The organism is Synechococcus sp. R65.1 (assembly GCF_047461755.1).
GTDB lineage: Bacteria > Cyanobacteriota > Cyanobacteriia > Thermostichales > Thermostichaceae > Thermostichus.
This window is the reverse complement of sequence record NZ_JANSHU010000008.1, coordinates 67,419-84,580: the sequence shown is the minus strand read 5'-3', so window position 1 is coordinate 84,580 and position 17,162 is coordinate 67,419. Positions and strand designations below refer to the sequence as shown.

The window sequence follows — 17,162 nt, the reverse complement described above, 5'->3', positions numbered from 1 at the left end:
GATTAGCCCAGCCCCGGCAGGCTGATATTTGCCGTCAGTTCCTCCATGCGTTTGCGCATCGTCTCAGCCGACTGGGTGTAGGCATTTACCATTGCCGTCAGCAGCAAGTCCTCCACCACATCCACTGGCTCCTGGAGGACTTGGGGATCTATGGACACCTTAAGGGGCTCCTGGTTGCCGTTGACCGTCACCTTCACCAAGCCATTGCCGGCCTCGCCAACAATTTCCATTTCTTCTAGCTCTTTTTGCAGCTTTTGGGCGCCGTCGCGCACCTCTTGAGCTTTTTTGAGGGCTTCCTGAATCTTGCCAAAGGGTCCAAAGCCTCGCGTCATGGGATCCTCGTAGTTGAGAGACTCTGCTGTTCTACTCTACTCCTTTCCTTCCGTTGGTAAAAGTACCTGCCCTTCCAGATTGGATCGGGCTTCTTTGTTGGGCTGCCATCTTCGGCTATCGTTGCAACGAGTGCAGTGGAAAAACTTGGATCCCTGCTGTGTTGTTACTGGAGTGTTCCCCCTTAAACCTTTCCCCGGCTGAGGCGCGGGAGAAATTGCTCTATTTGCTGGCACAGCTGGCCTACCGCGAGGGATCCTTTACCCTCACGTCCGGGCGGCAGAGCTCCTACTACATCAACTGCAAGCCGGTCACCCTCCACCCCCAGGGGGCCTACCTGGCTGGATCCCTGCTTCATCGGCTATTGCCTCCTGAAACAGCAGCAGTTGCCGGGATGACGCTGGGGGCAGATCCCCTGGTGACGGCAGTGAGCTTGGCTTCTCTTTATGCCCAGCCGGCTAACCTAGCAGCCCTGATTGTCCGCAAAGAGCCCAAGGCTCATGGCACCCAGGCCTGGATCGAGGGGCCAGAACTGCCAGCCGAGAGTCGAGTGTGGATCTTGGAGGATGTCGTCACTACGGGTGGCTCTGCCCTCAAGGTTGTAGAGCGGGTACGCGCGGCAGGCTATCGGGCAGAAGGAATCCTCGCCTTAGTCGACCGGCAGGAAGGGGCAGAAGCTCGCTTTTGCCAGATGGGGATTCCCTTTCGCCGCCTGTTTACTCTCGAAGAGGTGCGGGCTTGCCACCGGGCTGTCGGTCAAGGCTTGAGGAGCTAGCTTGGGCGTGCGGGGACTTTCCATCAAGCTGCAAAAGTGACAGCATAGGCGGTGGAATACTTTTGGGCAAAAAGGCACAGCCATGCGCAGGGGCAGACTCAGTGGGATCCTCTTGCACCCCACTTCGCTGCCGGGATCCTTTGGCATTGGCGACCTGGGGCCGGCCGCTTATCGGTTTGTGGATTTTCTGGTAGAAAGCGGCCAGCGCCTCTGGCAGGTGCTGCCTCTGGGGCCCACTGGCTGGGGCAACTCCCCTTACATGAGCTTTTCTGCCATTGCCGGCAACCCGCTGCTGATTAGCCCGGAGCTACTGGTCGAAGCTGGCTGGCTGGAGGCCAACGCCTGGGAGGAGCTGCCCCAGTGGCCGGCCATCCAGGCGGGGGATGCTGAGCGGGTGGACTACGGGATTGTCATCCCCTTCAAGCTGGGTCTTTTGCAGCGGGCCTGGGCCACCTTCAAGGAAAAGGCTAGCGCTGCTGACTGGGAAGCCTTTCACGCCTACTGTGCCGAGGAGGCGGATTGGCTACCGGACTACGCTCTCTTCATGGCTCTCAAAGAGGTGTATGGCGAGCAAGAGTGGACTCAGTGGCCTCCAGCCCTAGCCCAGCGGGATCCCCTTGCTCTCCAGGAGGCCCGCGACCGCTACGCCGACGCAGTCACCCGCCAGATGTTTTGGCAGTATCTGTTTGCCCAGCAGTGGAGATCCCTAAGGGAGTATGCCCACCAGCATCAAGTGCAGCTCATTGGCGATGTACCCATCTATGTTGCCGCCGACAGTGCTGACGTGTGGGCCAACCGGGAGCTGTTTCAGCTCGATGAAGAGGGGCGGCCCCTATGGGTAGCCGGCGTCCCCCCCGATTACTTCAGCCCCACTGGGCAACGCTGGGGCAACCCCCTCTACAACTGGGAGGTGCTTAAGGCTCGCGGCTACGACTGGTGGATCCGGCGCATCCAGGCCATCCTCAAGCAGGTGGACTATGTGCGCATTGACCACTTCCGCGGCTTCGAGAGCTACTGGGCTATTCCCAGCAAGGCAGAAACGGCGGTGGAAGGCGAGTGGCAAAAGGGACCGGGAGCGGATTTCTTTCAGGCGTTGGCCGACAAGCTGGGGGAAATTCCAATCATTGCCGAAGATCTAGGAGGAGAGATTACGCCAGAGGTGGTGCAACTGCGGGATCAATTCAGCCTGCCCGGCATGAAGGTCCTGCTATTTGCCTTTGGCGCCGGCCCCGACAACCCCCACCTGCCCCACAGCTACGAGCGCAACTTCGTCGTCTACACGGGTACCCACGACAACAACACCATAGTGGGTTGGTTTGAGGATCCGGATCGCCCGGAGTGGGAGAAGCAGAACCTGCTGCGCTACCTGGGCTGCCAGGGATCCGCTGGCATCCACTGGGATCTCATTCGCCTGGCCCTTGCTTCCGTGGCCGATTTGGCCATTATTCCCCTCCAGGACGTAATGGGCTTGGGGGCAGAGGCGCGCATGAACTTCCCCGGCAGAGCCGAAAACAACTGGGCCTGGCGCTACCGCGAGGAGATGCTGCGCCCAGAGCTGGCCCAGCGGCTGGCCGAGATGAGCGTGACCTATGGACGCATCTCTCCCCATGATCTAGAACAACGGCGGGCGGCCCTGGCCCAGGAACGGGCGGCTGCAGCAGCCCCAAGAAGCCATTCCCAGGCAGGTTCTACTCAAGCGCTTGCGCCTTAGCCAGGAACTCAGCCACCGTCAGGGATCCCAGGTCTTTTCCGTGGCGCTGCCGCACGCTTACCGTGCCGGTTGCCTGTTCTTGTTCTCCCACGATAAGCATGAAGGGGATCTTGGCCTTCTCGGCATTGCGGATCTTTTTGGGCAGGCGCTCGCTGTCGGCATCGATGTGGACGCGGATCCCGTGCTCCCGCAGCTGATCCCGCACCTGGAGGGCGTAGCCCAGGTATTGGTCGGAAACGGGCAAAATGCGCACCTGTTCCGGCGCAAGCCAAAAGGGAAAATCCCCCGCGTACTCTTCAATGAGGATCCCGATGAGCCGCTCCAGCGAGCCAAAGGGAGCGCGGTGGATCATTACCGGCCGCTGCCGGGATCCGTCCTCGGCTACGTAGTACAAATCAAAGCGCTGCGGGTTTTGGTAGTCTACTTGCACCGTGCCCAACTGCCACTCCCGATCCAGCGCGTCGCGGAAGATAAAGTCCAGCTTCGGCCCGTAGAAAGCTGCCTCCCCGATCCCTTCAAAATAGGGCATCGACAACTTCTCCACGGCACGGCGAATGGCATTTTCAGCCATGTCCCATTCTTCCGGCGATCCCAGATACTTGTCAGACTTGGGATCGCGAAAGCTGAGGCGGGCACGGAAATTCTTGAGTTTGAGCTTGTCGAAGACTACCAGAATTAGATCCACAACCTTGAGAAACTCCTCCTCCAACTGATCGGGCCGGACAAAGAGATGGGCGTCGTCCACCGTAAAGCCGCGAACGCGGGTCAGGCCCCCCAGTTCCCCCGACTGTTCGTAGCGATAGACGGTGCCGAATTCGGCATAGCGCAGCGGCAAGTCGCGGTAGGATCGCAGCTCCGATTTGTAGATCTGGATGTGAAAAGGACAGTTCATCGGCTTCATGACAAAGCCTTGCTCTGCCGCCCGCGCTTCCTCGCTTTCTGCCATCAGGGGAAACATGTCTTCCCGATACTTTTGCCAGTGGCCGGAGATCTTGAACAAATCCACGCGGGCAATGTGGGGGGTGACCACTGGCAAGTAGCCCCGCTTGAGCTGCTCTTGCTTGAGAAAATCCTCCAGCACCCAGCGCAGAAGGGTTCCCTTGGGAGTCCAAAGGGGCAGGCCCGGCCCCACCTCGTCGGAAAAGATAAATAGCCCCAGCTCCCTGCCCAGCTTGCGGTGATCCCGCTGCTTGGCCTCTTCCAGCCGCCGCTTGTATTCCTTTAGCTCCTCCGGCGTCTCCCAGGCCGTGCCGTAGATGCGCTGTAGCTGAGGTTTGGTTGCGTCTCCCCGCCAGTAGGCGCCGGCCACGCTGAGCAGGTCAAAAGCCTTGGGGTTGAGCTCGTTGGTGTTTTCCACATGGGGGCCAGCACAGAGATCCCACCACTCGTCCCCCAGGTGGTAGATGGTGATGGGCTCGCCTTCGGGGATGCTCTCAAGGATCTCCAATTTGTAAGGTTCGCCAAGAGCCTCGATGCGGCGTCTAGCTTCTTCTCGAGTCACCTCCTCGCGGATCACCGGCAAGCCTTTTTTGATAATGGCCTGCATCTCCTTTTTGATGCGCTCCAGATCTTCCGGCGTGAAGGGCTCGGGGTGGTCGAAATCGTAGTAGAAGCCGTAGTCGGTTGTCGGGCCGATGGCTACCTTCGCCTTGGGAAACAGCCTCTGCACCGCCATAGCCATCACATGGGAGGTGGTATGGCGAATGCGCTCCAGCTTGGGAGACTCCTGAGTGCGCAGCAGCTTGAGAGGACTACTGGCCTGTTGAGGCGATTCGGCTGGTCGAGACATCGGAACCCGCGGTAACAACTTCGTACTTAATCTTAGGCTGAGGCAAGGGCAGCCCCAAGGAGGACAACCAACAGCTGGCTGGCTGAGATGCCCCTAAAGCCAGCGGTTGACCAAGAAAAAGGGGCAAAAGCGCACAGTATTCTAGAAGGTGTTGCCACCCCTGCATTGGCTTCATGAGCCTCTCGCCCGCCAACCTCGCTACACGCTCTGCCGCCTCTGAACTGAAGCCGCTCTCCATTGCAGACGCGGGAGCTGCCCCCGTCATCGCCGCCATCGATGTGGGCAGCAACTCTCTGCACATGGTGGTGGTGCGCATCAACCCCCACATCCCCAGCTTCACCATCATCTCCCGCGAAAAAGCCACTGTCCGCCTGGGGGAGTTTTGCAGCCAGACAGGTGCCCTTACGCCTGTTGCCATGGAACGGGCGCGGACGGCTCTGGAGCGGTTTTGCCGCATTGCCGAAAGCTTTCAGGTGCAGGATATTGTTGCGGTGGCCACCAGTGCCGTGCGCGAAGCCCCCAATGGGCTAGAGTTTTTGAAGCGGATTGAGCGGGAGCTGGGCCTGCGGGTGGAGCTCATCTCAGGGCAGGAGGAAGCCCGCCGCATCTACCTGGGCGTGCTCTCGGCCATGGAGTTCCACAACCGGCTGCACGCGGTGGTGGATATCGGTGGCGGCTCCACTGAGCTGATTTTGGGCAACGGCCAAGAGCCGGAGTTTCTGCGCAGCATCAAGGTGGGAGCGGTGCGCCTGACCCAAGCTTTCCTGCACCACGACCCGCCTACGGCTGGTGAGCTGCAGGCGCTGCGGCAGCATATTCGCGGCATGTTGGAAGCTCCCATCGAGCAGATGCGGCGCATTGTCGAGTCGTCCCCCCAGGCGGGATCCCTGGCCTTGGTGGGCACCTCCGGCACCGTGGAGTGCCTGGCCCAGTTGGATGCCCGCCGCCGCCTGGGCGATCCCCCCGCTCGCCTGCACGGGTACAGGTTTAGCCTGGAAGCCCTGCGCGGCTACATCAAGGAGCTGCGCTCCCTCACCGTGGCCGAGCGGCAAAAGCTACCTGGCCTCGGGGAAAGGCGGGGAGAGATTATCCTAGCTGGGGCGGTCATTTTGGAGGCAGTGATGACCCTGCTGGGGGTGGAGCAGATCCAGTTTTGCGAGCGGGCCTTGCGGGAAGGGCTGATCGTGGATTGGATGATCAGCCAAGGGTTAATTGAAGATCGGCTGCGCTACCACAGCTCGGTGCGGCGGCGTAGCGTCCTCAAGTTGGCAGAAAAATACCAAGTCGAGATCCCCTATGCCGAGCGGGTGGCAGAATTTGCCCTCAGCCTTTTCGATCAAACCCGTGGCATCTTGCACGGCTGGGGATCCCGGGAGCGAGCTCTCCTCTGGGCGGCGGCCATGCTGCACAACTGCGGCCACTTCATCAGCCATGCCGCCCACCATAAACACTCCTACTACCTCATCCGCCACGGGGAACTCTTGGGCTTCAACGAGGAAGAGGTGGAGGTGATTGCCAACCTAGCCCGCTACCATCGCAAGTCGCCCCCCAAGAAGAAGCACGAGAACTTCCAGCGCCTCACCAACGAGCGGGATCGCCAAGTGGTACTGGAACTTAGCCCCTTGCTGCGCATAGCCTGTGCTCTTGATCGCCGCCGCCTGCAGGCCATCCAAGCGGTGCACTGCCGTTTCCAGCTTTTGGGAGAGGGCCCCCGCCGTATGGAGCTAATTTTGGATCCTAAGCATCCCAACGACGACTGCGCCCTAGAGCTGTGGAGCTTGAACGAGAAGAAAAAGGTCTTCGAGCAACAGTTCAAGCTGCAGGTAATTCCCAAACTATCCACCCAGATCCAGCCCAGCGCCGATCCCTTTGAGGTAGCCGTCTAGCCAGGGAATACATTCTGCACAAGTAGACTCAAGACTTGGCTCTACTCAGACTGTTGGCAGTGGAGACACCTGGGGGTCTGCTGATTACGGCAAAAATTTGTGGGTGTGGATTTCACTTCCATGGCGGCTGGGTGGGATCTATCTGGGCTCGGCTCCACTAAGTGCTCGTCTCTATCGGCCCAGAGTGCGTGAAAGAATCCCTGCTTTTGAGGGGGCTGACTTACTCTCACGAGGCAGCATGTGGCTGTTGAGGCCAAGCTAACGTCTAGCCAGGAGGCAGTACGGTGGCGGAAAACTTCAATACTGTTTCGGGCGGACAAGGGCCTGCCGGATTGGATCGAGCCTTGGGTAACCTGGTGGCTATTCGACAAGCCCTGGCCAGTCCGGATCCCCAGGTCCGCATCGAGGCCCTTAAAGAGGCTCTCCACCATGGAGAAGAAGGGGCGCAGCTTCTCATCAAAGCCCTGCACGAAGATGGGGATTGGGAAGTGAAGTTTGCTGCTTGGGAGACACTCCTGAAATCGCTTGATCCCCGGCACGTGCAGGTGGCAAAGGAGTACCAGCTCCTCCGCCTACGCCAGGTTGGAGATGTTCGAGCACGGTACGATGCTGGCGAGCGCGACTTCCGCTGGGCTGACTTGAGGGGGGCCGACCTAGGCGGAGCCAACCTGGGCAGTGCCAACCTAGGCGGGGCTATCCTAGCCAAGGCCAATCTGAGAGGGGCCCTGCTGACTGGAGCCAATCTAAGCTGGGCTGACCTGACTGGGGCTAACCTGAGCGGGGCCGAACTGGTGGGTACTCAGCTCAGAGGGGCCAACCTAACAGGTGCCAAGCTTGACTTTGGATGGGAACGGCTCAAAGATTTGACGGGCACGATTCTTCCCGATGGGACATACCATCCTTCGACTTTGTAGCCCCAAGGTCTATGGGGTGTTGGTTGAAAAAGCGGCAAAGGCGTACTAGATCTCCCTGCGTCAGGAATCATGCTGTTTTTAGTTGGCCCCTCCCACACGGGCCAGGCCTAGAGAGATCGCATGGTCAAGGAGCAATGGTAATGGGCGAGGGGCTGGTTTGGATGGCCCTTTGCCCGCCCCGCTCCAAGATTACCTCGATGATGCCGTCGTTAACTGGCTGCATGTTGGAGGGCAGTTGCTGCTGAGTTTCATAGAGGCCCGGTGCCACCTCCCGCATCTCTACCTCGGGAGTTACCCCGACAATACGAAAAGCGGCCCGCCCTCCGGGATCCCCTTGCATTGTTACTCTGAGGATCTCGCCCCTGCGCAGGTTGGTGCTGTTGGTGGTAACGCTGAAAATCCGAGGCGGCCCGGCGACCACAGGCCCAGAAGCCGGCTGAATGGTGGGGCGGGTTCCTTTGGATCCATCGATTGAGAAAGGAAAGATCTCCCGGTACTCCTGGCTGAGGCCGTCTTTGGTAAGCACAACCCGCAAGGTGGGATTGGTGGCCTGGTGGGTGGGAGCCACCACGTAGGTGCCCTCGTAGTGGTGAGGCCGCACCTCCCGCATTGGCTGGTTTAGGGCCAGGTTGCCCAGGTCAAATTGGGCAACTCCTCCTGAGTCCCCCCAGATGGCGATGGTGAGGATATCTCCTTCCACTAGGTCGCGCTGGGGATGCAGGCGAATGGCCGTGATGCGAGGGCCGTGGCTGGCGGCCAGGGGGGTAGGAGGGGCAGGGGCCGGCTGGGGCAGAGGGGTTGAAGAAGGGAACAGTGGCTCTACTCGTGGGGGAGCGACCTTGCCCAAGGCCAACTGGGGGAGCCGCCGCTGAACACGGGTCTCCAGCCCGTTGAGGCTAAGTTGAATGCGGATGTCGGGGCTAAGGGCGCTGTCTTGGGGGCCAAGGGTGTAAACGGCGCGGTAGTAGCCAGGCTGCACCTCCTCCATGGGCAAGCCCCGCACCAGGTCGCCGATATCCACGCTGGCCTTGCCGTTGGGGGTGCCCTGGGCCTCGACCGTCAGGGTTTGCCCTGGCAGCACCACTCCCGCTTCAGGAATGACTCGTGTTTGCAAGATTTCAGGCTGAACGCTTTTGGCCACTGGCGCCGGGGAAGGACGCAGTTGGGCTACTGGAGGCGGCAGAGGCGGCAGCTTTCCGCGATGTACCAGCGCCTGGTGCAGCAGCACTGCTCCTTCACCACGGCTGAGGATCCGGTTGGGCCGCAGCTTGGCGGGATCCGGCACATTCACCAATAGGCCCGCTTCCCCTGCCATAGCCACAAGAGCTCGCCCCACCTCTGGCACCTCAGCAGCGTCGGTGTACAGAGCCATCCAGCGCTCGATGTCAGCCTGGCTGGGAGCAGGCAATCGCAAGGCCCGCACCAGGATGGCTAGAGCTTCTAGGCGGGTGAGATCCCCTTGGGGGCGGAACTCGTTGCCTTCGTAAAGACGCATGGCCCCTGCCTGTAGCACCGCCTGCGCCGTCCAATAGTCAGGGGTATTGGGCTCAAGGTCGCGAATCTCTTGCACCTGCTTGGGGTTGGGCACGTAGCCGAAAAATTCGGTTAACCACCGGGCCAATTCCAGGCGGGTGAGAGGGGCTGACAGTGGCTCCCGGGTCAGCACCAGGTCTGTTTGGCGCTCCAGCGCTGCCACGTAGGCTTCAGTCCAGGCCAGCGAGGCTTGCTGTTGCACACCTTGGGACCAGGTGGGTAGGCTAGCACTCGACCAGGCGAGCACCCAACCTAGGCCTAGCGCCAGGGGCCACGAGCACCGCATGGCTGCCGCTCCCGTTTAATTTGGATTCCCTCAGGGAAAGCTTAGCCCAAACTTCCACCCTCTCTCCCCGCCTTCGCTAGCAGTTGCGGGTGCGCTCTTTGGCGGTGGCTCCCCAAGAATTTACGCTCGTTTTCGCCTAGAATGACAAAGCCATCCGCCATGCAGGGGCAGAGGGCGGACAGACTTGAGGCTAGCTGCCTTGGCCAACAGGACTAAGAAGCGTCCGCGGGAGGGATCCATGCCGCACACCATTGTTACTGACGTTTGCGAAGGCGTTGCCGACTGCGTGGAGGCTTGCCCGGTTGCCTGTATTCACCCTGGGAACGGCAAAAATGCCAAAGGCACCGACTACTTCTGGATCGACTTTGCTGCTTGCATTGACTGCGGCATCTGTCTCCAGGTTTGCCCCGTAGAGGGCGCTATCCTCCCCGAGGAAAGACCAGAGCTGCAACGAGTACCCAGCTAACCTCTAGCCCAGAGAGGCCAAGGCCAAGAGGCCACTGGTCAACCAGTTCAGGGAAAGGATCCCTCCCAGAAAGGCCATCGGGATCAGGCCTACCAGACGCCACCACTCTAGATCCAGGGCCACCGCCGCCGCCCGCACCTGCCAAACCCCAAACCACACCAGGGCCACCAAGCCCAACAGGGATCCGGCAACCCCGCCCAAAGCTTGGGCAGGCCCCAGCAGAAGCCAGGGCAGGCCGGCAAAACCCGTCAGGCAAAGCAGGGCCGCAAAGGAGGGGGCAGCCCGCCCAAAACAAAAGGCCAGGCCCTGCAACAAAGCTGCCAAGCTCACCCAGCCCAGGAATCCCGCCAGGACTGCCAGTACTAGGCTCGGCAGGTTGAACCCGAAGCGGCGAATGGCCTCGAGGAGGTTAAGCAGCGCTACCACCCCAAACGCCTGCCAGAGGACAGGCTGTTGCCGCAGCAAGCGAAAGGTACGTTCTGGCAGGAACCAGGCGCCGTAGATGTTGTCCAACAGAGAACCCAGCATGGCTAGAAGGACGTTTCAATAGGGACATTCCAAAACGGATGCACGCAGAGATTCTCCCCTTTACGGGAGCTACCTAACCCGCATGCCCCTACCGTACCCCAAAAAGCCACAGAGCAAGGGATCCGAAGAGGGACTTCTTGCTAGGCCCTTGACAGATCCCGCAGGGGAATGGGGTAAGATTGCCAAAGGATACTGAGGCGTTGGTGACTGCCGTTATGTTTTTGCGATCGATACCCTTTGGCAATTAGGACGGGTGTGGATGTGAGAGTAGTAAGCCAAACTTGGTTTGGAAACTATCAATATCATCCCCGATGTCCTATCGTGGATTTTCCAGGTCGAAAACAACGGTAAAACGGCGCAAACAGTATCCCTAAGGAGGCCCTCAGGAGAGGGCTTTCTTGTTGTTTGGAGTCTTTACTACCTGCGGCACCAATACAAAAGCACAAGAGCGCTAAGGGGACGGGTAGAGGCCAAAAGACCTGCAAGGAGCAGCAACCAGGGGTTCCCAGCAGAGCTAGCCAACAGCAGGTCCATGAGCAGAGCCGCTCCTCCCCCTTCTGCCCCTGCTGCTAAGAGCCAGGCCCAGGCAACTTTCCCCTGTCGAGCGAGTAGGATCCCTTGCAGCCCACCGAGGCCAAGACCCACCAGCAAGCCGCGTAGGGGGCTAGCCATCGCTGGAAGGATCCTCTGGATCCAGGGATCATTCGGATCAAAAACAGGGATCACCCCCTCCACCTGAGGAGCTAGGAGATCTGCCGCCAGCCAACCCACAGCTGTAGCCAGCAGCGTAGCTGCCACCCACCACCAAGAGACCTGCCGCCGCAGCACTGCCCACTGCAGTAGCCCCGTCATCAGGCCAAGACCAGCCCCAACCACCGCCCCTTGGAGGGATCCGAAAGGAACCAGCAGCGGAGCCAGAGCCGCCAACCCTAGGTAGCCGCCGCCAGCTGCTGCCCCATTGGCCAAAAGCCAAGCCCAGGCCAACCTTCTGCCCCGCCGAGGTGTAGCTGTAGGAAACAGGGTAGGTCTGTGGTCAGAACCCACCTGCTGCTCGACCTCGCGTAGCCCCTGTTCTGCAAAGGGATTGCCCGGTTCCAGCCGCAGCACCCCTTGGTAGTCCATCTGGGCAAGACCCCAATGGCCTTGCCGTTGGTGAGCCAGGCCGCGGTAGAGATAGTAGCGGGCGTCGTTGGGAGTCTTCTGGATTAGCTCGCTGAGGAGGCGGACGGCCTTCTTGTACTCGCCTGCCTCGATCCAATGCACGGCTTGCTGCAGCTTTTTCTCATCTACCTCCGAGCTGGAGGGAGCCTGTGGAGTCCCTTGCCCGCCAAAGCCCGCGGGGATACGCCGGGGAGGGGTCTCCTCTTGCCGCGGAGAATAGACAGCCTGGAGCTCTTGAGCCAGCTCTTCCATAGTGGCGGGGCGAAGGGCAGGGTCTTTCTCCAAACAACGCAGCACCACCTTTTCCAGCGCCTCGGGGATAGGGTGAGGCAGGGGATGGTCTCGCAGGGGACGGGGCTGCTGAAAGTTATGGACGTGGTACCAGCCCTGCAAGGTATCGGTGTCGGGCTCGAAGGGAAGCTTGCCAGTGAGTAACTCGTACAGCACCACCCCCAGGGAGTAGATGTCGGAGCGGGCATCTAGTTTTTCTCCTCGCATTTGCTCCGGGGAGGCGTAGACCATCGTGCCCAGAAAATAGCCCGTCTGCGTCAAGCGGCGAGAGGCTTCTCCCATGAGCTTGGAAATGCCGAAGTCGAGGATTTTGACCCGCTCCTTGCCGTCAGGACCCTTTTGCACGAAGATATTGCTCGGCTTGATGTCGCGGTGGATAACGCCGCGAATGGAGTGTTTGCCTAGATCCATGTGGAAGTTGTGGGCATGGTGCAAGGCTGAGCAAATTTGCAAGGCCAAGTTCACCACCCGCTCAGGAGGCAGAGGGCCCTCTTGCGCCAGCACGGAGTCCAAACCTTGGCCCGTGTAGGGCTTGGCGTTTAGGTACTCCATCACCAGGTAGGGCTGGTTTTGGTACAGGCCGTAGGAGCGTACCTGCACAATGTTGGGGTGCTCCCCCAGCAAAGCACTTACCCTTGCCTCGTCCAGGAAACGCTGCTGCAGTTGCTGGTAGTACTCCGGCCCCATGTCCGGCGGCGGCGGGCGCAGCAACTTGACAGCTACCACCTCGTGGCCAAGCTGGGTATCCACTGCCTCGAACACCTGGCCATACCCCCCCTCACTGATGGGTCGGATCAGCCGGTAGCGGTTGCCAATCAGTTGTCCAATCAGTTGCGGGTTCATGGAGGAGGAAGGCCGGCTGTGGCAGACCTGTCAGCGATTCTAGTCGGCTTGGAGCTGAAGGCGGTCGGGGAAGAGAGGATCTGGCTGATCCTGGGCTACTTAGGCTGCCGCTAGGATTAGAGCATGGAGCTTTCCTCCTTTTGGCGCGAGGTCACCGAGTTTGCCCTCCAGCTGACAGCCCGGGTGGGCTCTCAGCTTTTAGCTGACTTTGGCCAGGCACGCTCCACGGAAAAGGCGGATGGCAGCTTAGTAACCTCTTCAGACCAGTGGGCTGATCGGGCCTTTCAGGAGGCAATTGCCGCTGCTTATCCGGATCACGGCTACTTGAGCGAGGAGTCAAACCACATCTTCCCCGAGACAGAGTGGTGCTGGGTGGTGGATCCCCTCGATGGCACCACCAATTTTGCCCACGGGATCCCCATCTGGGGCAGCTCGCTGGCGTTGCTGCACTGGGGCCTGCCTGTGTTTGGCTGTGTCCATTTGCCACCTATCCGCCAGACTTTTTACGGCTATTGGCCCCAGTTTCCCGGGGATGCCCCAGCAGGGGCTTTCCTCACCCGCCACGACCGGCATCCTGCTTGTCCTCAACCCATCCGCCCCAGCACCGCTCCACCCGGCCCCAACCAACTGTTTAATTTTTGCTCCCGCAGCGGCCATTGGATTAGCCCAGAATTTCCCTGCAAGGCGCGCATGCTAGGGGGAGCTGCCTACAACTTGCTCTTGGTGGCTAGCGGCAGCCTTTTGGGCGCGGTGGAGCGCTCGCCTAAGATCTGGGATGTGGCGGCAGTGTGGGCTATTGCTAAAGGAGCTGGCGCAGTGTGGGAGCCTTTGGGCCCGGCTGACCCGGATCCCGGCCAGCCTTTGAGGGTGGGCAAGGACTATGGCCAGCTGACCTACCCGACGCTCTTGGTGGCTCAGGCAAAGTGGGTGCCGCTGTTTCGCGCCTTTATTTCCCTGTAAGCGGCATAAACTGCTTGCACGTTATACCAGTTGAGAAAGAAAATCCGACACAGCTCTAGGGCCAGTTGGGATTGTCCCTTCTGGATTAGCCAGCGCAGCAGCGGTTCCAGTCGCTTTTCGTTCAACCAGCCCCCCAGCGACAGCAGGCCCCAAAGGATTTGGTGCAGGGGCGTTAGCTGGATCATGAAACGCACCGCCCAGGTGGGGTGTTTTTGGTAGAAAAGGATGCCCATGCGGCCCCGCTGCCGCTCCCGCTCAATGAGCGCTGGAAGTTGCTGCAGCTCAAAGGGGGGGTGCCAGTGGTAGCCAGTGGCCTGGGGGCACTTGACCAGGCGCAAGCCCAGGCGCTTGAGCCTCACCCCCAGCTCCAGGTCTTCCCAGCCATAGAGGTGAAACCGCTCGTCGAAGGGGCCGGCAGGGGTTTCGCAGACCTGCTCTAGCCAGTGGCGGGCGATAGCCACATTGCCGGTGGCAAAAAAAGCGGCCGAGAAGTCAGTGGGCTTGAAAGGCTCGGAGCGGGGATCCTGGAAGTTGCAGGTGTTGATGACCCGCCCGTAGGTGAAGACCTTGGCTTCGTGGGGCGAGTTGGGATTGCCGGTAACCCCATGCCGCCGCAGCATCTGGGCATGGGCGGCCAGGAAGTGCTCCACCACCACTAGGTCGCTATCGATGAAGACGATGATGGATCCCTGGGCGTGGCGAAACCCCAGGTTGCGAGCTGCAGCAGGGCCGCGGTGCTCTTGGCACAAGAGTTTCAGGGGCGGCAAGGCCGGCAGCTGGCTCTGCAGCCATTCCACCGTCCCGTCGGTGGAGCCGTCGTCTACCACCACCACCTCGTAGCCGTCGTAGGGGCCGGGCTGCTGTTGCGCCAAGGCTCGCAGACACTGCTGCAAGATGGGAAGGCGGTTGTAGGTGGGAATGATGACGCTGATGTACACCGAGGATCCCTAGCGCTGCAGCCAATGTTAGCGTTTCGGAGGCTTTTTGACGGCCAGCCCAGCTATGGTTGTTCAAAAGAAGAGGGCGAAGCATTTCCTGGGGCTGCGGCAACTTGGACGCCGAACCTGGAGCCTGCGCCTGCTTGGATTCCTCATGGCTGTGCTGCTACTGCTCCTCAAAGCGTGCGGGGGAAGAGGGGGTTTCTCTTCCTTAGAAGCCCTTCCTCCTCCAACTCTGCCTTCGCCAATGGCTGCTCCTGTTCCCCAGTTCACCATTGACGTTCGTTTCCCCGACAGCAGCCTCACTCCCAGCCAACAAGCCATTGTCCGCAGCGCGGCCTTGAGGTGGCAGGAGATCATCATCGAGGATCAGCCGGATCTGCCGCCTACCACCATCCGGGCCGACGAGTGCGATGCGGGGTTTCCCAGCACCCCCCTTGATTTCCCCATCGACGATCTGCTGGTGGAGGTGCGGGCGAGAAACCTGGGCAACGAGCGGATTTTAGGGGGAGCCGCTCCCTGTTTTGTGCGGGCCTCCAATGGCCTGCCTTTCTACTCCGTTGTTGTGTTCAACAGCCAAAACCTCTCGGCTTTGGAAGAGCGGGGGGATCTGCCCATCACCGCCCTGCATGAGCTGGGCCATGCCCTTGGCTTTTTGCCCAGTGTCTGGAATCCCAAGGGGCTGACAGTGGGCTTGGCGGGGCGGGATCAGCCGACGCCGCCGGGCTATGACCCCCGCTTTATCGGCCCGCGGGCAGTTGAGGCTTTCTCCACGCTAGGAGGCAATGCCCCTTCTGTGCCCCTGGAGAACCAATTTGGGGTGGGATCCCGCGATTCCCACTGGCGGGAGAGTGTCTTGGGCCGCGAGCTGATGACCAGCCGTCTCGACCGGGGCGTGCCCAATCCCTTGAGCATCCTCACGGTGGGAGCCATGGCGGATATCGGCTACAAGGTCAATCCGGCAGCAGCCGATAGCTTTGAGCTAGGGCGCAGCCGGGTCATCTTGGAACCGCTGGAACCCTTGGAGCTGCAGGAGCTGGAGCTGGCCCTACCCCTACGGCGCTTTGACGCCACTGGCAGAGAGGTGGGGGATCCCTGAGCCTAAGAATGTTTACCCATAGCCAAGGTGCTCGACCTCAACAATAATGAGTGTTGGGTTGCATAACTTTCGCAACTGGCTATGGGCATTCTCAAAAAGCTGTTCGGTGGTCTTTTTTCCTTCTTTGGCATCCTCTTCGGCGGCCTGGTGGATTTTATTACCGGGCCTTTTCGCCCGGCCTCAACCCAGCCGGCAGCTTCTTCCAAGCCTGCCCCAACGGCTGCGCCTGCTAAGCCTAAGGTGGTGGTCGAGAAGCCGTTTGTGCCCAACGAGATCCCGGCTCCGCGTCCCAACCGTCGCCCCGGCCCAGCTTTGGATCCATTCCGCGCCATGGCCCAAGAGATCCTCTCGGCGCGGGCCTAGGTTGCCCGACTTTGTGAGGAGCAGCCCGTAAGATGGAGGTGGCTCTGGATTCTAGAGACTGCCCCCTATGTCAGAGCAAGAACGGCTGAAACAGCTTGAGCTTGAACTGGAGCAGGCGACTGCGGCTGCTGCTAGGTCGCGGAGCTCGTCCCAGGACAAAGCTGCCCTTTGGGCTTGGGTTGGGAGGTGGGGGCGTCCCCTGCTGCCGGTTCTGGCCATCCTGGGCTGTATCCTGCTGGTTGGGCTAGTCTTTCGGGTGTTCGTCACCCTTCTCAGGTGGGCGGTGGTGGCGGGGCTGGGCTACCTGCTCTACGCCTGGGTGGTGGCACCGCGGTTGGGCCTTTCCACCAAAGCGAAGCCGAAGCCGGAGGATCGAGATCTCGACAGCTTCTAATGCACAGGGATCCCCGCCGAGCCTATGCCTATCTGGCGGCAGCCATCTTAGGCTGGGCCACGGCAGCCAGCGCCTTTAAGTTTGGTTTGCAACACCTTGCGCCGACGGCCTTGCTAATTCTTTCGGCGGGCAGCTCCTGCCTAATCTTGGGGATGGCTCTGGTGGTAACAGGGCGGGCGCATCTTGTTGCCCAACAGAAGGGATCCCAGCTTGCCCTGTCGGCGTTGCAGGGGCTACTTAACCCGTTTGGCTACTACGGGGTGCTCTTCCAGGCTTACGATCGCCTCTCGGCCCAGGCGGCGCTGGCTTTGAACTACACCTGGCCGCTGGTGTTGGCTCTCTTGGCAGTGCCGCTGTTGGGGGAGCGCCTGCGCGGGCGGCTACTGCTGGCCTTGGGAACAAGCCTGCTGGGGGTGGTGCTGGTGGCCACGGGGGGATCCTGGGGCACCTTGCAGGTGGAGGATCCCTGGGGGGTGGTGCTGGCAGTGGGCAGCGCCGCTATTTGGGCTCTCTACTGGCTGCTCAATGTGCGGGATGGACGGGATGCCCTCCTGAAGCTGTTCATGGGATTTCTCTTCGGCAGCGGCTACTGTCTGCTGCTGTTGCCGTTTCAGGAGCTGAGGTGGACAATGGCGGGGCTGGCCTGGGCAGCCTACATCGGCTTGGCGGAGATGGGCTTGACTTTTGTGTTCTGGTTGCGGGCGCTGGAGCTAGCGAACGAGCGGGGATCCCTGGCCAATTGGGTCTATGTAACACCCTTCTTGTCGCTGGGGCTGATTGCGGTGCTGTTGCGGGAGCAGATCGCTCCCGGCTCCGTGCTGGGCCTAGTTCTCATCTTGGCCAGCAACCTCTGGGTCTCCTGGCGGGAAAGACCTCAGCCTGTTCTTTCCTGAGG

The 17,162-nt window shown here is 60.6% G+C and carries 16 protein-coding genes and 1 other RNA gene; 11 read left to right on the top strand and 6 right to left on the bottom strand.

Going from position 1 to position 17,162, the window contains the following annotated elements:
- Nucleotides 1-2: 2 nt before the first annotated feature.
- Nucleotides 3-332 carry a YbaB/EbfC family nucleoid-associated protein gene (locus NW814_RS05540; RefSeq protein WP_414393158.1) on the bottom strand — a complete coding sequence of 110 codons (330 nt, stop codon included), beginning with the start codon at nucleotides 330-332 and terminating at the stop codon, nucleotides 3-5.
- Nucleotides 333-490: 158 nt separating this feature from the next.
- Between NW814_RS05540 and pyrE the strand changes: the two genes are divergently transcribed.
- Together pyrE and malQ are read left to right on the top strand one after the other, a co-directional pair.
- Nucleotides 491-1,105, top strand: a complete 615-nt coding sequence (gene pyrE, locus NW814_RS05535) for an orotate phosphoribosyltransferase (RefSeq protein ID WP_414405508.1) — start codon at nucleotides 491-493, stop codon at nucleotides 1,103-1,105.
- A gap of 82 nt (nucleotides 1,106-1,187) precedes the next feature.
- A complete protein-coding gene (gene malQ / locus NW814_RS05530) occupies nucleotides 1,188-2,816 on the top strand; it encodes a 4-alpha-glucanotransferase (RefSeq protein WP_414405507.1) in 1,629 nt (542 codons plus the stop codon).
- Here malQ and thrS read toward each other — a convergent pair.
- Nucleotides 2,794-4,605: a threonine--tRNA ligase gene (gene thrS / locus NW814_RS05525; RefSeq protein ID WP_414405506.1), complete on the bottom strand. Its 1,812-nt coding sequence runs from the start codon at nucleotides 4,603-4,605 to the stop codon at nucleotides 2,794-2,796. The two genes, malQ and thrS, sit on opposite strands and share 23 nt — an antisense overlap.
- A gap of 173 nt (nucleotides 4,606-4,778) precedes the next feature.
- On the opposite strand from thrS, the gene NW814_RS05520 reads away from it, so the two are divergent.
- Together NW814_RS05520 and NW814_RS05515 are read left to right on the top strand one after the other, a co-directional pair.
- Nucleotides 4,779-6,491, top strand: a complete 1,713-nt coding sequence (locus NW814_RS05520; protein WP_414405505.1) for an HD domain-containing protein — start codon at nucleotides 4,779-4,781, stop codon at nucleotides 6,489-6,491.
- A gap of 284 nt (nucleotides 6,492-6,775) precedes the next feature.
- Nucleotides 6,776-7,405 (top strand): pentapeptide repeat-containing protein, encoded by a 630-nt coding sequence (locus NW814_RS05515; RefSeq protein WP_414405504.1) that lies wholly within the window; start codon nucleotides 6,776-6,778, stop codon nucleotides 7,403-7,405.
- A 124-nt stretch (nucleotides 7,406-7,529) separates the two neighbouring features.
- Here NW814_RS05515 and NW814_RS05510 read toward each other — a convergent pair whose 3' ends face one another.
- Entirely contained in the window at nucleotides 7,530-9,140 is a 1,611-nt protein-coding gene (locus NW814_RS05510; RefSeq protein ID WP_414405503.1) for an S-layer homology domain-containing protein, read from the bottom strand.
- A gap of 322 nt (nucleotides 9,141-9,462) precedes the next feature.
- Between NW814_RS05510 and NW814_RS05505 the strand changes: the two genes are divergently transcribed.
- Nucleotides 9,463-9,690, top strand: coding sequence for an indolepyruvate ferredoxin oxidoreductase subunit alpha (locus NW814_RS05505; protein WP_414393171.1), 228 nt, complete (start codon nucleotides 9,463-9,465; stop codon nucleotides 9,688-9,690).
- 3 nt (nucleotides 9,691-9,693) lie between these two features.
- On the opposite strand, the gene NW814_RS05500 is transcribed toward NW814_RS05505, so the two are convergent.
- Nucleotides 9,694-10,218, bottom strand: coding sequence for a hypothetical protein (locus NW814_RS05500; protein ID WP_414393172.1), 525 nt, complete (start codon nucleotides 10,216-10,218; stop codon nucleotides 9,694-9,696).
- Between the two features lie 186 nt (nucleotides 10,219-10,404).
- Here NW814_RS05500 and ssrS point away from each other — a divergent pair.
- Nucleotides 10,405-10,590, top strand: a non-coding RNA gene (ssrS, locus tag NW814_RS05495) — 6S RNA.
- Nucleotides 10,591-10,635: 45 nt separating this feature from the next.
- Here ssrS and NW814_RS05490 read toward each other — a convergent pair.
- Nucleotides 10,636-12,513, bottom strand: coding sequence for a protein kinase domain-containing protein (locus tag NW814_RS05490; protein ID WP_414405502.1), 1,878 nt, complete (start codon nucleotides 12,511-12,513; stop codon nucleotides 10,636-10,638).
- Nucleotides 12,514-12,636: 123 nt separating this feature from the next.
- Between NW814_RS05490 and NW814_RS05485 the strand changes: the two genes are divergently transcribed.
- Nucleotides 12,637-13,473 carry an inositol monophosphatase family protein gene (locus NW814_RS05485; RefSeq protein ID WP_414393176.1) on the top strand — a complete coding sequence of 279 codons (837 nt, stop codon included), beginning with the start codon at nucleotides 12,637-12,639 and terminating at the stop codon, nucleotides 13,471-13,473.
- Here NW814_RS05485 and NW814_RS05480 read toward each other — a convergent pair.
- On the bottom strand, nucleotides 13,428-14,411 hold the full coding sequence (locus NW814_RS05480; RefSeq protein ID WP_414405501.1) for a glycosyltransferase family 2 protein: 984 nt from the start codon (nucleotides 14,409-14,411) through the stop codon (nucleotides 13,428-13,430). The two genes, NW814_RS05485 and NW814_RS05480, sit on opposite strands and share 46 nt — an antisense overlap.
- 247 nt (nucleotides 14,412-14,658) lie before the next feature.
- Here NW814_RS05480 and NW814_RS05475 point away from each other — a divergent pair, with 247 nt between their 5' ends.
- From NW814_RS05475 to NW814_RS05460, 4 genes are all read left to right on the top strand, one after another.
- A complete protein-coding gene (locus NW814_RS05475) occupies nucleotides 14,659-15,510 on the top strand; it encodes a leishmanolysin-related zinc metalloendopeptidase (protein WP_414405500.1) in 852 nt (283 codons plus the stop codon).
- An 81-nt stretch (nucleotides 15,511-15,591) separates the two neighbouring features.
- Entirely contained in the window at nucleotides 15,592-15,873 is a 282-nt protein-coding gene (locus NW814_RS05470) for a hypothetical protein (RefSeq protein ID WP_414393181.1), read from the top strand.
- Between the two features lie 67 nt (nucleotides 15,874-15,940).
- Nucleotides 15,941-16,267, top strand: a complete 327-nt coding sequence (locus NW814_RS05465) for a hypothetical protein (protein ID WP_414405499.1) — start codon at nucleotides 15,941-15,943, stop codon at nucleotides 16,265-16,267.
- Nucleotides 16,267-17,160, top strand: a complete 894-nt coding sequence (locus tag NW814_RS05460; RefSeq protein WP_414405498.1) for a DMT family transporter — start codon at nucleotides 16,267-16,269, stop codon at nucleotides 17,158-17,160. Before NW814_RS05465 ends, NW814_RS05460 begins: the two co-directional genes overlap by 1 nt.
- Nucleotides 17,161-17,162: the final 2 nt, after the last annotated feature.

Coding starts and splice junctions, on each gene's coding strand:
- NW814_RS05540 (WP_414393158.1), bottom strand. CDS start 332: ATGACGCGAGGCTTTGGACCCTTTGGCAAGATTCAGGAAGCCCTCAAA.
- malQ (WP_414405507.1), top strand. CDS start 1,188: ATGCGCAGGGGCAGACTCAGTGGGATCCTCTTGCACCCCACTTCGCTG.
- thrS (WP_414405506.1), bottom strand. CDS start 4,605: ATGTCTCGACCAGCCGAATCGCCTCAACAGGCCAGTAGTCCTCTCAAG.
- NW814_RS05520 (WP_414405505.1), top strand. CDS start 4,779: ATGAGCCTCTCGCCCGCCAACCTCGCTACACGCTCTGCCGCCTCTGAA.
- NW814_RS05505 (WP_414393171.1), top strand. CDS start 9,463: ATGCCGCACACCATTGTTACTGACGTTTGCGAAGGCGTTGCCGACTGC.
- NW814_RS05500 (WP_414393172.1), bottom strand. CDS start 10,218: ATGCTGGGTTCTCTGTTGGACAACATCTACGGCGCCTGGTTCCTGCCA.
- NW814_RS05490 (WP_414405502.1), bottom strand. CDS start 12,513: ATGAACCCGCAACTGATTGGACAACTGATTGGCAACCGCTACCGGCTG.
- NW814_RS05485 (WP_414393176.1), top strand. CDS start 12,637: ATGGAGCTTTCCTCCTTTTGGCGCGAGGTCACCGAGTTTGCCCTCCAG.
- NW814_RS05475 (WP_414405500.1), top strand. CDS start 14,659: ATGGCTGCTCCTGTTCCCCAGTTCACCATTGACGTTCGTTTCCCCGAC.
- NW814_RS05470 (WP_414393181.1), top strand. CDS start 15,592: ATGGGCATTCTCAAAAAGCTGTTCGGTGGTCTTTTTTCCTTCTTTGGC.
- NW814_RS05465 (WP_414405499.1), top strand. CDS start 15,941: ATGTCAGAGCAAGAACGGCTGAAACAGCTTGAGCTTGAACTGGAGCAG.
- NW814_RS05460 (WP_414405498.1), top strand. CDS start 16,267: ATGCACAGGGATCCCCGCCGAGCCTATGCCTATCTGGCGGCAGCCATC.